The sequence below is a fragment of the Pseudomonas sp. S30_BP2TU TE3576 genome (assembly GCF_050436025.1).
In the GTDB taxonomy this organism is placed as follows: domain Bacteria; phylum Pseudomonadota; class Gammaproteobacteria; order Pseudomonadales; family Pseudomonadaceae; genus Aquipseudomonas.
In genome coordinates this window covers 1,993,343-2,008,646 of the sequence record NZ_JBNDLK010000001.1, presented here as the reverse complement: position 1 = coordinate 2,008,646, position 15,304 = coordinate 1,993,343, and the positions used below count along the sequence as shown (strand labels likewise).

The 15,304-nt window shown below is 60.1% G+C and carries 11 protein-coding genes; 2 read left to right on the top strand and 9 right to left on the bottom strand.

Annotated features, from left to right (window positions below; translation table 11 throughout):
• Positions 1-2 precede the first annotated feature (2 nt).
• Positions 3-500, top strand: coding sequence for an N-acetyltransferase family protein (locus ABIA48_RS09170; RefSeq protein ID WP_429488066.1), 498 nt, complete (start codon positions 3-5; stop codon positions 498-500).
• Between the two features lie 119 nt (positions 501-619).
• Here ABIA48_RS09170 and metR read toward each other — a convergent pair whose 3' ends face one another.
• A complete protein-coding gene (gene metR, locus ABIA48_RS09165) occupies positions 620-1,537 on the bottom strand; it encodes a transcriptional regulator MetR (RefSeq protein ID WP_007985733.1) in 918 nt (305 codons plus the stop codon).
• A gap of 108 nt (positions 1,538-1,645) precedes the next feature.
• Positions 1,646-6,838, bottom strand: a complete 5,193-nt coding sequence (locus ABIA48_RS09160) for a dermonecrotic toxin domain-containing protein (RefSeq protein ID WP_429488064.1) — start codon at positions 6,836-6,838, stop codon at positions 1,646-1,648.
• Between the two features lie 220 nt (positions 6,839-7,058).
• Between ABIA48_RS09160 and ABIA48_RS09155 the strand changes: the two genes are divergently transcribed.
• Complete coding sequence (locus ABIA48_RS09155; RefSeq protein ID WP_429488062.1) at positions 7,059-8,093, top strand: alpha/beta fold hydrolase; 1,035 nt, start codon at positions 7,059-7,061, stop codon at positions 8,091-8,093.
• 119 nt (positions 8,094-8,212) lie between these two features.
• On the opposite strand, the gene ABIA48_RS09150 is transcribed toward ABIA48_RS09155, so the two are convergent.
• The 7 genes from ABIA48_RS09150 to ABIA48_RS09120 all read right to left on the bottom strand — a co-directional run bounded on the left by ABIA48_RS09150 (position 8,213) and on the right by ABIA48_RS09120 (position 15,249).
• A complete protein-coding gene (locus ABIA48_RS09150; RefSeq protein WP_429492827.1) occupies positions 8,213-8,542 on the bottom strand; it encodes a GlpM family protein in 330 nt (109 codons plus the stop codon).
• A gap of 8 nt (positions 8,543-8,550) precedes the next feature.
• Positions 8,551-9,879, bottom strand: coding sequence for a sigma-54-dependent transcriptional regulator (locus tag ABIA48_RS09145; RefSeq protein WP_007985728.1), 1,329 nt, complete (start codon positions 9,877-9,879; stop codon positions 8,551-8,553).
• The gene (locus ABIA48_RS09140; RefSeq protein WP_429488059.1) at positions 9,876-11,777 is read right to left on the bottom strand and encodes a sensor histidine kinase; all 1,902 of its coding nucleotides are present in this window, start codon (positions 11,775-11,777) and stop codon (positions 9,876-9,878) included. Before ABIA48_RS09140 ends, ABIA48_RS09145 begins: the two co-directional genes overlap by 4 nt.
• Positions 11,778-11,995: 218 nt before the next feature.
• Positions 11,996-12,730 carry an amino acid ABC transporter ATP-binding protein gene (locus ABIA48_RS09135; protein WP_007985725.1) on the bottom strand — a complete coding sequence of 245 codons (735 nt, stop codon included), beginning with the start codon at positions 12,728-12,730 and terminating at the stop codon, positions 11,996-11,998.
• On the bottom strand, positions 12,727-13,398 hold the full coding sequence (locus ABIA48_RS09130) for an amino acid ABC transporter permease (protein ID WP_033063246.1): 672 nt from the start codon (positions 13,396-13,398) through the stop codon (positions 12,727-12,729). The genes ABIA48_RS09135 and ABIA48_RS09130 overlap by 4 nt, the downstream gene beginning before the upstream one ends.
• Positions 13,398-14,144: an amino acid ABC transporter permease gene (locus ABIA48_RS09125; RefSeq protein ID WP_007985720.1), complete on the bottom strand. Its 747-nt coding sequence runs from the start codon at positions 14,142-14,144 to the stop codon at positions 13,398-13,400. Before ABIA48_RS09125 ends, ABIA48_RS09130 begins: the two co-directional genes overlap by 1 nt.
• A 190-nt stretch (positions 14,145-14,334) precedes the next feature.
• A complete protein-coding gene (locus tag ABIA48_RS09120; protein WP_277535000.1) occupies positions 14,335-15,249 on the bottom strand; it encodes a glutamate/aspartate ABC transporter substrate-binding protein in 915 nt (304 codons plus the stop codon).
• Between the last annotated feature and the right edge of the window lie 55 nt (positions 15,250-15,304).

Genomic DNA, 15,304 nt, shown 5'->3' with positions numbered 1-15,304 from the left:
GCATGTGGATCGAGCGACTGGATGCCAGCCATGCCCTTGACTATCGGGCGCTGATGCTCGAAGCCTACGACCTGCACCCGCAGGCCTTCACCTCGAGTGTGCGTGAGCGGGCGGCGATGCCGCTGAGCTGGTGGGAGTCGCGCCTGGCCAGCAAGCTGGATGTGGTGCTCGGGGCGTTCGAGGATGGCCGGTTGGCCGGCATCGTCGGCCTCGCGTTCGAGTCTCGGGAAAAGGCCCGGCACAAGGTGACGCTGTTTGGCATGTACGTCTCGCCAACGGTTCGCCAGCGCGGGCTCGGCTATCAACTGGTTCAGGCGGCACTGGCCGAGGCGCGGAACCATGCGGGTTTGCGCCTGATCCAGTTGACCGTCACCGCCGGCAACGATGCTGCGTTCAGCCTCTACCAGCGCAACGGCTTCATTCAGTTCGGCCTGGAACCGATGGCGGTGCAGGTGGGGGAGGAGTATTACGACAAAATCCACATGTGGCGCGAACTCTGAAGCCACCGCAGATCCCCTGTGGGAGCGGGCTTGCTCGCGAATACGGTTTTACATTCAACAATGATGTTGGCTGATACACCGCTTTCGCGAGCAAGCCCGCTCCCACATGTGATCGCATTTCAGCGAACGGCACTCACCCCATCCAGCGTCGAAAACGACGTGTCCTTGGCTGTCAGCAAGAAGTCACGCATGTACGGCGCATCGAGCATGTCGGCGCGGATCGCCGCATACAGCGTCGCGAACAAACCTTTCTCACCCAGCCGCTTGGCTTTCACGTAACCCCGCGAGCTGTATTCATGCAGCGCCCAATGGGGCATGCCGCACACGCCGCGACCGCTGGCCACCAGTTGCATCATCATCACCGTCAATTCCGAGGTGCGGACCTGGGCCGGTTCGATGTCGGCAGGTTCGAGGAAGCGGGTGAAAATATCCAGACGATCCCGTTCCACCGGGTAGGTGATCAAGGTTTCCGGGAGCAAGTCTTCCGGGACGATGTAGGCCTTGCTGGCCAGGCGGTGCTGATTGGCCACCGCGAGCATCGCTTCATAGGTGAAGAGCGGGACATAGGTGATCCCGGCCAGATCCACCGGATCGGAGGTCACCACCAGGTCCAGATCGCCACGGGCCAGGGCCGGCAGCGGGGCGAAGGAAAAACCCGAGGCCAGGTCCAGCTCGACTTCCGGCCAGGCATCACGGAACTGGTCGATGGTTGGCATCAGCCACTGGAAACAGCTGTGGCACTCGATGGCCATGTGCAAGCGCCCGGCGGTGCCCCCGGCCAGGCGACTGATGTCGCGCTCGGCGGCGCGCAGCAGCGGCAGGGTGGCGTCGGCCAGTTGCAGCAGGCGCAAGCCGGCGCTGGTGAAACGCACCGGTTTGGTTTTGCGCACGAACAGCGGCATACCCATGCGCTCCTCCAGTTCCTTGAACTGATGGGACAGGGCTGATTGGGTCAGGTGCAGGCGATCGGCCGCATCCACCAGGCTGTCGGCTTCGCGCAAGGCGTGCAGGGTCTTGAGGTGACGGATTTCAAGCACCGGGGGCTCCATGAGTAAAACTTGTCGACAAGTCGAAAATGTTGAGTTTGTCTCATGTTGGTGCCGCTGTCCACGACGAGGCACATTGCGTGCCCCGTCGTTGTCATTTTACAGCGTGGAAAAGTGTTTGTTGCCCAGCGGTTTGCCGATGTCGCCGCGCCAGATCGCGTCGACCGGTGCGCCGGTGGCCGCCACGGCCTGCTGCCATTTCAGGCCGAGGTTGCGTTGTTCCGGCAGTTTCAGATGACCTTTGACGAAGTCGCTGAACTGAGGCTTGGCCGAGGTGTAGTGGAAGTGGGCGTACCACAGGGTTTGCGCCGGTTCGCTGCGCAGGTCGCGTACTTCGTATTCCTGCAGGAAATCCCGCGTTCGGTCAGGACGTTTACCCAGGTCCCGTAATCCGCCTTCCTTACGGATGTCCACAACCTGTTGTTCCAGCAAATAGTCCAGATAACCCTCGGTCGGGGTTTTACTGCTCAGGGTCTGATCAATTCGCAGTGTGCGTCCGCTGCGCAAAAACTCATCCGCCCGAGCGCGCAATTGCTGCGCGAGTGGCTCCGTGGGCGATAGCCGTTCGATGGCCTGGGCACGCATGTTGAATTCCGCAGCTTCGCTGCTCATCATGTGTTCAAGGTCAATCGGCAGCATATGTTGCCGCGCGTAACCTTGTACTTTGCTTTGGTAGCCGTCTGCGGCACCCAGTCGTGTTCTGGCCTCGGCCAGCAACGCCCCGAGATGGGTTGGCAACTCAGGTTGAGACGCAAGCGTTTGCCCACTGAGGTGATATTTGCCGCTGGAGCGAGGTAGCCAGGTTTCCGTCCGGCCGTCGGCACGTTCTATGGTGAAGCGTTTTTGACGGGTCGCTATGTCGGTGTCTTCCACACCGATCAGCAACCGATTGTCTTCTGTCTCGAAGATTTTTTTGCCCGTGCGTCTCTCGATGAGTGCGCTGGTGGGACGATTTTTAATGGCGCCGCGGGCAAGGTCTTCCACCTTTTTCAGGTTGTCCAGGAACACCGCGACTTGCGCCAGTTCCAGGTGCTGCGGGTAGCCTAGCGTCCAGGCATTCAAGTTGCGGCGCAGCTGGGCGTAAGTCGCCAGGCAGTCTTCGAGTATTTTGTTGCGTTGGGCCGCGCTGGCACGGACCTCGGGAAGTTGGTGCTGATTAAGCAGCGTGCGTCCGACGTTGTCTCGTGCCTCTTTCAACTGCCCATGAAAATAGACCCAGGACAGGTCGACGATAGCATCGTAGTGACCGATGGTTTCCAGCAGATGGGCCGTTTTCAGATAAACGTAAGTGGTATCGCCGAGTTTTTCGTTAATGTGATCCAGGTCAGGCTTCACTTTGTTTTTTTGGGTGCGATGGGTGATCCGAGCGTTCCAGCTATTGGCCTGCTCGACAGCGGCGTGCTGTTGGTCAAACACTCCCAGAAAACTTTTACGAATGGCCTTGCGTTGCGCCAGCAGCTGCAGTTGTGTGACGGCGTCGAGACCGGGGGTTTCGGAACGGGCGATCAATTCATCAATGCGGTTGAGGTGCTCCAGTAACGACTCCGTGGCGAGATTCACTTGACGTAACGAGCGGTCGACCACCACCCATGCGCAGGTGCTCTGTATGGCCTCGGCCTGGGTGCGTTTTCGACCATGGGTCAATAGCTTCAGCTCTTCCAGGTTACGGTATTGGTTTTGTGCAATGTCGATATCATTTGCGCAGGCGCCGTCGACTTGGGCCCGTCGCGCCTGGCGCTGGCTGGGTTCCAGGCGATAATACTGATCCAGGGCGCTGTTGGTACTGCGGGTATGGGTATCCAGTTGCCGGGTATAAGCATCGGCGGTGTTGGTCAGGACCTGTTGGCGACGCAAGGTTCGATCTGTCCACCAGCGCGGTAACCATTGTCGGACGGCGGCGGGCCAGAGTGGGTCGAGCCCGTCCGCCATGTGGCCCAGCACAGCGCCGCCGCCCGCGCCGCCACCGTCTATCGCGGTGCCGTAAATCGCATAGTGGGTGTTCCAGTCACCGGCCTCGTCGAGGGCGATGGGTTGCTTGTAGGTGCGCGTACTGGACCCGCTCAAGCGCCAGCCCCGCGCGTTATCACTCAATTCGATGCGATAGACGCGCCCCTGGCTGATCATGAAGTGACCGTCGGCGTGTCGATAGACCTGGCGGTACAAACCATCGGTGCCTGGTTGCAGGCCGGCCAGGGAAATTGCTTTTTCGTATTCATATCCCTTGAAGACGTCGCGGGTGCGCCGGGCCTGGCGTACCGAGGGTATCTGCAAGGCGCCGAGATGTTTACCCAGTGACCCTGCCTGACGTTGGCGGGTCGCCAGACGAGCGGCGGCGGGCGCAGCAACCGTGCCAGGGAGAATGTCCATGGCTGCATCGATCAATGCCAGCAACACCGCTTCAACCCCGGCCAGACCGTCGCCGAGGTCGCCGCGCAACGCAGCTGCCACCGCTCTATTGGCACTGGTCCAGGCATCGTATAAGGCAAAGGCCGCGCCCACGAAGGGCAACATGCCAATGGCCATTTTCAGATAGTTGAACAGGCTGACCGATTTGAGCGCGTAGCGTTCCAGGTACAAAGCATCGTTGGAACGGGACGTTGCTCGGTGTGCCTGCACTAAACGGCCCATGTGCACGTTCAACAGGTGGCTCGCCAGAGAAGTGGTGGGTGGCCAGGCAGTACCGATTCCAATCATCGCGTCGAAGTTTTTCAGCAGCGCCTGGTTGATACGACTGACGTGGCGGGCGACATCCCCCTTCAGCGTACATTGGGCCAAATAGTTCACCATGTTGCTGTGCAAGCACAGGTTGAACAAGGCTTTGCGTGCCTGTTCAAGGCTGTCGTATTGACGCAGCAATACCTGGTCGGGGCTGTCGGGCAAGTAGAGCAGGGTCAGCCCACTGTTGCGCTCATGAATGAAGGTAACGCCCGCCAAGGTACTCGGCCCCTCATTGTCTGTATCGGCACCACCCACGCTCAGGTGCGCCGGGAGCAACACGATTTGCTTGCCGTTGACGCTATAAGCCTCACGACTGTTGGCGTCGATGGCGATCTGCAGCAAGTGCCAGGCGTCGGCGTTAATGTCTCGTTTAAGCAGCGCGAACTCGCCTTGCAGCATTAGCATCAGGCGCCAGGGTTCGACCAGGCATTCGCGACGGTATTCGTTGCTGAAGGCTGGCGCGGCCGAGGTGCCCAGAAAAGTTTCGCGGATCAGGGTTTCGTACTGTCCTGCCAAATCCATTTCGGTGACAAGCTGGCGCAGATAGGGCAGCTTGATAGCGCTTTTGAGCGTCTCGCGCTCGGTCTCGTCGTCGGCATCGATCTGGACTTTCATCATCGCCAGCCGCCACCACATCGCCTGATCGATATTGAGCTGCGCCAGCTCGGCAAGCTTTAGCAAGCTTCGCTGGGGGCTGGCGATCAGCACGTTTTGCAGGGGAGTTCCCGGTGCTGCGCCGTCAGTGACAACTTTTTGCCAGGTAGTTGAATCGGGCACATCCAGCTTCACGGTGAAACGCTGCTTGAGATTGAAGTCCCGACGCAGGCGTGTGTCGATGGCCTTCTCACTGAAGTCATCGCGCAGAGGCAGCTCACGCTCAAGCAACCCATGGGAGCGCTTCATCGCTTTGATGTAGGAAGTGAAAAGCCCCCTGAGCCGAGTCCGTTGAGCGTCAGACAGGGAGACGAGCCAAGACGGCAGCGCGCCGGCCAGTGTGCTGCTGTTTTGTTGTTCGATAATTTGCGCGTAAGCCAACTCCAGGGCGGCCGGTATCGGCACCGTCAGGCGGGCGATGGTTTGCTCGCGCAGCTTTTCCAGCGCCACCGTTCGCAGGTAGGCATGGGAGGGCACGGGGTTGGCGGTAATCAGTCGGGCAGTCTGCTGTTCGCAGCTGTACAACTGAATTTGAAACATATAGTCGAACGGATTGCGGGTCAGCGCCGAAAGGTGCAGCGTCTGCGTGTTGTCGTTGGCCGGCAGCTTGAACAGGGTTTTTTCCAAGGCCTGACGAGAGGCGAAACGCTGCAAGCCACCAAAACGCCCTGGCCAGTACAGCAGCAGGCTGTTGGGCGCGGACGTCAAGAGCGTCGAGGGATGCGTAAACACCAGGACGCCGTCCAGTTCCTCGGTCAGCGTCGTAGCGCCATCGGTGTCGGTCGCCGACAGGATTAACTGCGCGACAACCACGTCGGTGTGACGATCAATTTGATCCGGCGTTTCCAATACAGTTTTGAGCCACTGATGCTCTTGGGCGCTGATCTGCTTCAGGCTCAATTGTACGTTGGCTTCGGCGTGCAGGCCGGCCAGACGAGCCTGGTAAAGCGCGCTGTAGTGTGGGTTCGGTTGACGGCGCAGCTTCAGCATGTTCAGCGGATTATCAGCATCGAGCAAGGCAAGCGCCGCCGTGGTGCTGGCCTGCTGCGCAGCAAAAAGGTTATCGAGTTGCTGTTTGAAATCGTCGTATTGACCCTGAACATCTTCGTCGAGCAGGGCGTCCAGCGCCCTTTGTTGCTGCGCCAGCGCGCTGTGACGCATCCCCAGCGGAATATCGGGACTCAACAGCCCGAACACAGAAGGGCTCTCGCTTGAATCATCTATCGGCAGGTCGGGGGCGGGGGTAAAAACAGCTGCGTTGTCAATCGGATCGGACGACCATCGGGTCAGCAGGGACTGGGCACTTTTTTGCAGCGCCAAATGGTCGAAAAGGGTGTAGGCAACGCTTAATTGGCCTCGCAAGGCCGGCTGTTGTTCGATCAACCAGCGTTCCAGCTCGTCTTGGTCCGTAAAAATCAGCCAGGCCGATTGGCGAAAGGGCAGATACAACACGTTTGCTGCCAGTGGCTCAGTACCCAAGCGGATCACCAGTGCCCCCGACAGTTCGATACTCGTGCCATCAGTACTTTGCAACCGCGGTTGTTCCACACGCAGCTGGCGAACGTCGGAGCGCGACCCTTCAAGGTTTGGATGGACGATTGTCTGTATCGCGTTTGTCTGTTCGGTCGTTAAGGTGCCATCGGCATATGCCAGTTGACTCGAAGCCTCGAAATGCTGTCGATACAGCGCTATTGCCTGTGCTTCGCGCGACAAAGTCGTGCCGCGTGCACGTGCGCTCCACCACGCGCTCCAGTCAGTGTCGGATGACGGCGGCGGGCGCTGCGCCATGAGTTCGAGCCACTGTTCGCGACAGTCATTCCAGCGTGCCGAAGCGCCGAGAAACAGGTTCTGATCCGGGTTGGCCACCAAAGGTTGGGCGAGGCCGAAATCGGTGGGTATGGGTGCGGGTTCGTCGAGCATGATGACAACTCTCAAGAGGGCCGGACCGTGCCGGCGTTACGGCCATTAGAGAGCAGGGGTGTTCGGGCCTGGCGGTACATAGTTATCGCGCGCCGCGGTTTTTTTTGCCGAGTGACCGCTCGGCAGTCTTCATCAAATTGTCATGGAAGTGTGGCAGCGCACTTGAACGAACTTCATCAGACTCGCGCTCTACTGGGGTTCTGCGTTTCGGTGTTTGTCCATGTGTGGAAGATTTTTTTCAGCCGCCTTTTTCATGGCCGCTTTGTTGTTTGGTTTGCCGTCGTTTGCGGCGTCTCGTTGTGATGTCAATGTTCCGACCGAACGGGTCGATCTGGACCAGGTGAGCCTGGCGTACCAGAGCATCGGTCGTGCGTCCGATCCGGCGTTGCTGCTGGTGATGGGCCTGGGCGGGCAGTTGATTCACTGGCCCGATGAGGTGGTGGTCGCGCTGTGTCAGCAAGGTTTTCGGGTGATCCGCTATGACAATCGTGATGTAGGTCTTTCGACTTGGCGACAAGCGCCGATGGAAGCCAATCTCACTTTCGAAGTGCTGCGCTACAAGCTCGGTTTGCCGGTGTCGGCACCGTATTCGCTGACCGACATGGCGGACGATGGTCTGGGCCTGATGGATGCGTTGCACATCGAGCAATTCCACGTGCTGGGCGCAAGCATGGGCGGCATGATCGCCCAGCACATGGCTGCCATGGCTCCGCAACGGGTCGAGAGCCTGACTCTGATCATGACCAGTTCCGGCGCTGAAGGCTTGCCGGCACCGAGTGCAGCGCTGGTGCAATTGCTGGCACGCCGCGGGGCACCAAATCGGGAAGTTGCCCTGGAACAGCAAGCCGACTTGCTGGCGGCGCTGGGCAGCCCGGCAGTGAGTGACGATCGCCAGGCACTGCTGCATCAGGCGGCGCTGTCCTATGACCGGGCGTTCAATCCCGAGGGGGTAAAGCGGCAGATCATGGCGATCCTGGCTGAACCGAGCCGGGTGGCATTGCTCAATCAATTGCGGGTGCCGGCGCTGGTGGTGCATGGTACGGCCGATCCGTTGTTGCCAGTGATGCATGGCGTGCATCTGGCGGCGCATTTGCGCGGCAGTCAGTTGAAATTGATTCCGGGACTGGCTCATCGTTTTCAAGAGGCATTCAAGGCGCCGTTACTGGCGGCAGTGTTGCCGTATTTGCGGGCGCACCGGGAAGACACTTCGCATTGGGCGCAGATCGAGCCGGTGGCTGAGCACAATCTCCTGTAACCCCCCCCTGTTCTGTTGCCGCAAGCGTTTGTCGGTGCCAGCACGGTGATCGATTCCGGGGCGGCCGTGAAGGCCGCATCGTCCAGCCACAATCTGGCTCGCTTCTGCGGGGACGGTGTTCAAGCCTGGAAGCGGACCCATACCGTGACGAGTACCGTCGCCGCCATCAACCACGCTACCGCCGCCACGGCCAGCGAAGCCTCCAACCGCATCCGGTCGACCATGACGTACAAGGTCGCCAGATAGATGAAGTACGGAATGATCGACCACATGCCAAACACGATGGTGGTCTTCAGGTCATCGATCGAGCGACCCTTGCCGACGATGTAATGAGCAATCAGCGCAAAGGTTGGAAACAACGGCACCAGGCCGGCGATGTAATAGTTCCTGGTCTTGGCCAGGGCAGCGAGGATGACCACCACCGCCGCGCCCAGGGTTGCTTTGAGAATCAGGTCCATCAGTGACTTAGCCCGTACTTCTTCACTTTGTCGAACAGCGTGGTCTTGGCCATGCCCAGTTCCTGGCTGGCCTGGGTCAGGTTGCCGCCGCTGCGTTGCAAGGCATCGCTGAGCAAGTTGCGCTCGAACGCTTCCACCGCTTCGGCAAAGGCCAGGCCCTGATTGCCGCCGCCGGCGCCGGGTTTCTTGAACGCCGGCAGGCCCAGGGCAAAGCGCTCGGCAACGTTGCGCAGTTCACGCACGTTGCCCGGCCAGTCGTGGCTCATCAGGTTCGAAACGGTCTGGTTGTCCAGTTCCGGCACCGTGCGGTCGAAGCGCAGGGATGACTGCTGCAGGAAGTGTTCGAACAGTTGCAGGATGTCTTCGCGCCGCTCGCGCAGCGGCGGCAGTTCCAGGGTCACCACGTTGAGGCGGTAATACAGGTCGCTGCGAAATTCACCGGCCTTGCTCGACTCGTCGAGGTCGGATTTGGTCGCCGCGATCACCCGGCAATCCACCGCCACGCTCTGGTTCGAACCGAGGCGTTCGAGGGTGCGTTCCTGCAACACTCGCAGCAGTTTGATCTGCAGGGGCAGGGGCATGCTTTCCACTTCGTCGAGGAACAGCGTGCCGCCGTCGGCATGTTCGATCTTGCCGATCCGTCGTTTGCCCGCACCGGTAAAGGCGTTGGCTTCGTGGCCGAAAATTTCACTTTCGAAGAGGTTTTCCGGCAGGCCTCCGCAGTTCAAGGCGACGAACTGCTTGGTGTGCCGCCGACTGAAATCATGCAGGCACCGCGCAACCAGTTCCTTGCCGGTGCCGGTCTCGCCTTCGATCAACACGTTGGCCGAGGTATCGGCGACGTTGGCGATCAGTTCCCGCAGGTTCTGCATGGCCGGCGAACGGCCGATGATCCGCCCTTCGAGGGAGTCGCGCTCGGCCAGTTGCCGACGCAACGACGAGACTTCCCGTGCGAGGCTGCGTTGCTCCAGGGCGCGGCGGGCGACATCCACCAGGCGTTCGGGAGAGAAGGGTTTCTCCATGAAGTCGTAGGCGCCTTTCTGCATTGCGCCGACGGCCATGGAGATGTCGCCGTGGCCGGTGATCAGCACCACCGGCAGGCTGCGGTCGCGGGCCTTGAGCCGGGTGAGCAATTCCAGGCCGTCGATGCCCGGCAGGCGAATGTCGCTGACGACGATGCCGGCAAAATTGTCGCCGACCCGCTCCAGGGCTTCTTCGGCGCTGCCCACGCCGATGCAGGGAATGTCTTCCAGGGTCAGCGCCTGTTGGCAGCCGAGCAACACATGGGGGTCGTCTTCGACGATCAATACACTAAGGTCGTTGTTCATATTGACTCGGCGGAAGTGGGGCTTACCAACGGTAAACTGAGGACGAATGCAGTACCACCGCTGGCCGGGTGTTCGACACCCAAGTGACCGCCGGTGGCGGCGGCCAGGCTGGCGGAAAGGGTCAGGCCAAGGCCCAGGCCCTGTTCGCCGGGTTTGGTGGTGAAGAACGGTTCGAACAGGTGCTTGCGTGCTTCGGCGTCGATGCCGTGGCCGTTGTCCCGCACGCGCAGTCGGTACTTGCCATCGAATGTTTCGCCTTCGAGCCACAACTCGGGTTGCGGCTGCGCCTGCATGGCATCGAGGGCGTTGCCGATCAGGTTGACCAGAATCTGCTCCAGGCGGGTCTGGTCGATTTGCACCTGGACATCGATGAAGTCGCGGTGCAGTTGCAGGTGAATGGTTTCCACCCGGCCGCCGAGCAATTGCAGGGCCGCGTCCACCGCTTTGCCGAGGCACGCCTGGCCCTTGTCGTCACCGCGCCGGGCGAACGAGCGCAGGCTGGCGGTGATCCGGCCCATACGGTCGATCAGTTCGTTGATGGTCTTGAGGTTGGTGCTGGCCACGTCGAGCTGGCCGCGTTCGAGGAAGCGCACGGTATTGCCGGACAAGGTGCGCAGCGCCGCCAGCGGCTGGTTCAGTTCGTGGGCGATGCTGGTGGACATCTGGCCGATGGCCGCGAGTTTTCCGGCCTGCACCAGTTCATCCTGGGCACGGCGCAAGGTTTCTTCGGCGAGCCGGCGTTCGCGGATCTGGCCCTTGAGCCGTTCATTGCTGGCGCGCAGGTCGGTGGTGCGTTCGGTAATCCGACGCTCCAGCTGGTTGTTGGCTTCCTGCAAGGCTTCCCGGGCGGCGAGACGGGTGGCGATCACCTTGCGCCGCTCGTTCCAGGCAATCAGAAGAAAGGCGAGGAGGGCAAACGCCACCGCGACCAGAATCCCCTGATTGATCGCTTCGCGACGCAAATCCTGTAGCGGCGTGAGCAGGGTGAAATTCCACGGTGTGTCGCTCAGCGGCCTTGTTTGCGAGAGGTAGCTGATGTTTTCTTCGTCGGACGCCAGTTCGCTGTTGGCCGGGAAGGTGAGTTTTTCCACGCCCTCGGACAGGGTTTCCCGGGCCACTGGTTGCAATTCGTTCAGCGGAAACCAGTAGTACTGCAGGCTGCGGGCCAGTTTCTCTTTGGTTTCATCGCTCAGCGGCACCACCGACTTGAGTCGGCGCGCCGGATCGCTGGAGAGAATGATGATGCCGTTCTCGTCACTGACAAAAGCTTCCAGGCGCGCCTTTTGCCAACGTTCTTCCATGGCCTCCAGGCGTACCTTGACCACTGCGACACCGATGATCTTGCCGTGTTCTTCCAGGCCATGGGCCAGGTAGTAACCGGGTTCACCGTTGGTGCTGCCGATGCCGTAGAAGCGCCCGGGCTGACCGCGCACGGCGTTCTGGAAGTAGGCGCGGAAAGACAGGTCTTCACCCAGGTAGCTGTCGACATCGCGCCAGTTGCTGGTGGCCATGACTCGGCCGGTGGTGTCCATCACATAGATGGCCCGACTGCGGCTGCGCCGGTTCAGGCCTTCAAGGTAATCATTGACCGATTGCCGGTGTTCCGGTGTCGGGTCGGCCAGCAACTGCGCAACGCTGGTTTCGAGTTCCAGCAGGCTGGGCAGGTAGGTGTATTTGCTGATCTCGCTCTCGACGGCCCGGGCATGCAGTTCCAGCTGACGCTGGCCGTTCTCGCCAAGGCTGCGAATGCCATAGTGCTCACTGATCCAGAAGCCGATATAGCCCAGACCGATCATCATCGCGATGATCAGCGGCGGCAGGAACAAATGACGAATCAGACGGGGTTTCACGGCGAGTGATGGCGGCGCTGCGCGATAAAGATTGGGATCGCATTTCATCACAGATGCCTTGGGTCAACCACCACACTTGATCGTGAACAAGCACTGGTGTGGGGGTGAGCTTTGTGGCGAGGGGGCTTGCCCCCGTTCGGCTGCGCAGCAGTCGCAAACCCTTGGCATGCGGTTTGACGTTGAAATGCCGGGGCCGCTCCGCGACCCAACGGGGGCAAGCCCCCTCGCCACAAAAGCCCGCTTCCACAGGGGGAGCGGTGTTTTTCTTAGTGCTGCAGAATCTTGTTGAGGAAGTGCTGCGTACGATCGGCGCGGGCGTTGATGTCGCCGAAGAACTCCTCTTTCTTGCAGTCTTCGATGATCTTGCCGGCGTCCATGAAGATCACCCGGTCGGCCACCTTACGGGCGAAGCCCATTTCGTGGGTCACGCACATCATGGTCATGCCTTCGTGGGCCAGTTGCACCATCACGTCGAGCACTTCGTTGACCATTTCCGGATCCAGCGCCGAGGTCGGTTCGTCGAACAGCATGACGATCGGGTCCATCGCCAGCGCACGGGCAATCGCCACACGCTGCTGCTGACCGCCGGAGAGTTGGCCGGGATGCTTGTGGGCATGGGCCGAGAGGCCGACGCGCTCGAGCAGTTGCAGGCCTTTCTTGGTGGCTTCTTCCTTGCTGCGGCCCAGCACCTTGATCTGCGCGATGGTCAGGTTTTCGGTGATGGTCAGGTGCGGGAACAGCTCGAAGTGCTGGAACACCATGCCCACGCGCGAGCGCAGTTTCGGCAGGTTGGTCTTCGGGTCGGCGATGGAGGTGCCGTCGACCACGATGTCACCTTTCTGAAACGGTTCCAGGGCGTTGACGCACTTGATCAGGGTCGATTTGCCGGAACCGGATGGCCCGCACACCACGATCACTTCGCCTTTTTTGACCTCGGTGCTGCAATCAGTCAGTACCTGGAAGTCCCCATACCACTTGTTGATGCTTTTGATAGAGATCATACGGCGAACCTTTTTTGCAGACGCTTGACCAGCCGCGAGGCGGCAAAGCTGATGATGAAGTACACGAGACCCGCGAAAACCAGGAACTCATTGGAGCGGCCAATGATGTCGCCACTGGCGCGCGAAGCATTGAGGAAATCCACCAGGCCGACCGCGTAAACCAGCGAGGTGTCCTGAAACAGGATGATGCTCTGTTGCAGCAACAACGGCGTCATCTTGCGGAACGCTTGCGGCAGGATGATCAGGCGCATCATCTGGCCGTAAGTCATGCCCAGTGCCTGGGCAGCGCCCATCTGGCCCTTGGGAATCGACTGTACGCCGGCGCGGACGATTTCGCAGAAGTACGCCGCTTCGAACATCATGAACGCCACGATGCACGACGCGAACGCGCCGATCGGCGTGTCTTCGCCGGTGATCCAGCGCAGCACGAACGGCACCGCCAGGTAGAACCAGGTGATCACCAGCAGCAACGGAATCGAACGGAAATAGTTAACGTAGGCGCCGGCGATGTTCGACAGCAGCTTGCTGTGGGACAGGCGCATCAACGCCAGGATCGTGCCGAGGATGATCCCGCCGACCACGCCCATGGCCATCAGCTTGAGGGTCATGATCATGCCGTTCCACAGGCCCGGCAGGGACGGGATGATGCCCGAGAAATCGAATTCCATCATTTACCCCCTACGGAGATCAGGCCCGGTACGGCGACTTTCTTCTCGACCAGGCGCATCAGCAACATCAGGCTCATGTTCAGGGTGAAGTAGATCAGCGTGGCCAGGGTAAAGGCTTCGAACAGGTTGGCGGAGAACTCGGCGGTCTGTTTGGTCTGCGCGAGCAGTTCCATCAAACCGATCAGCGAGGCCACGGAGGTGTTCTTGAAAACGTTCAAAAACTCCGAGGTAAGCGGCGGAATGATGATCCGGTAGGCCTGGGGCAGCAGCACGTTCCAGTAGATCTGCGGCAGCTTGAAACCCATGGCGCGAGCCGCGGATTCCTGGCCTTTGGGCAGGGCCTGGATACCGGTGCGCACCTGTTCGCAAACCCGGGCGGTGGTGAACAGGCCCAGGCACACGACGACGCTGAGGAAGGCCGAGGTGGTCGGGTTCAGATCCTGCTTGTACCACTCTTGCAGGTCGGCCGGCAGCAGGTCGGGTACCAGGAAGTACCAGATGAACAGCTGAACCAGCAGCGGCACGTTACGGAAGAGTTCGACGTAGCAGGTGGCGATGCCCGATACGATGCGATTCGGCACGGTACGCATGACGCCCAGGATCGAGCCCAGTGTCAGGGCGATGATCCAGGCCGCGATGGCGATGCCGATGGTCCAGCCCAAACCGGTCACGTACCAGTCGAAATAGGTCTCGCTGCCCACGCCGGTGGACTTGAAGAACACGCCCCAGTCCCAGTTGTAATTCATTAGGGTCTCCCCTCAGTTCGATGTACAAGTGCCCGCTTGGGGGAAACTCCGTTCCCGCCTGACCTTGAGGGTCAGGCACACGCTCCCGGCTCGACAGCCACCGGTTCGAGTGTTTCCAAAAATTCCAGCAGGAAGTGACCACCTCCTGAAAGGGCGGCTGCCCTCTCAGGAGATAAGGTTAGTCAGAAAATCAGGACTTCTTGTCGTCAGCCGCTTTATCAGTCGGTTTGGCGATCAGGGCCTTGAGCTCGTCGCTCATCGGGAAGTTCAGGTTCAGGCCTTTTGGCGGGATTGGCTGCATGAACCACTTGTCGTAGATCTTGTTGATCTCGCCCGATGCGTAGGTGGCCTTGATGGCGTCATCCACAGCCTTTTTGAACGGCTCGTCGCCCTTGCGGACCATGCAGCCGTAGATTTCGAAGGACTGCGGAGTACCGGTCACTGCCCAGTCTTTCGCATTCTTGGCCTTGGCTGCTTCACCTGCCAGCAGGGCGTCGTCCATCATGAAAGCCACTGCACGGCCGGTTTCCAGCATCTGGAAGGATTCGCCGTGGTCTTTGGCCGAGATGACGTTCATGCCCATCTGCTTGTCGGCGTTCATCGCCTTGAGGATGCGCTCGGACGTGGTGCCGGCGGTGGTCACGACGTTCTTGCCTTTCAGATCGTCGAAATCCTTGTACTTGGAGTCTGCCTTGGACAGCAGGCGAGTACCGATTTCGAAGATGCCAACAGAGAAGTCAACTTGCTGCTGACGCTCGACGTTGTTGGTGGTGGAACCGCACTCGAGGTCCACGGTGCCGTTCTGCACCAGCGGGATGCGGGTTTGCGAAGTCACCAGGTTGTATTTGACCTGGAGATTCGGCATGTCGAGGTCTTTTTTCAGCGCTTCGACGACTTTCAGCTGGATGTCGTGGGAGTAGCCGACCGGTTTGCCGGAAGCATCCGCGATGTAGGAGAACGGAATGGAAGCGTCGCGATGCCCGAGGGTGATGACACCGGACTCTTTGATCTTCTTCAGGGTGCCGGTCAGTTCGGCGGCGAAAACTGGCGTGCTGATCAGAGCGGCAGCAATGGCTGCGCCCAGGATGTGGGGAACGATGCGCATCAAATTTTCCTCGACATTGTTTTTTTTATGGAGCCAGTTCATCGGCCCTTTTTGT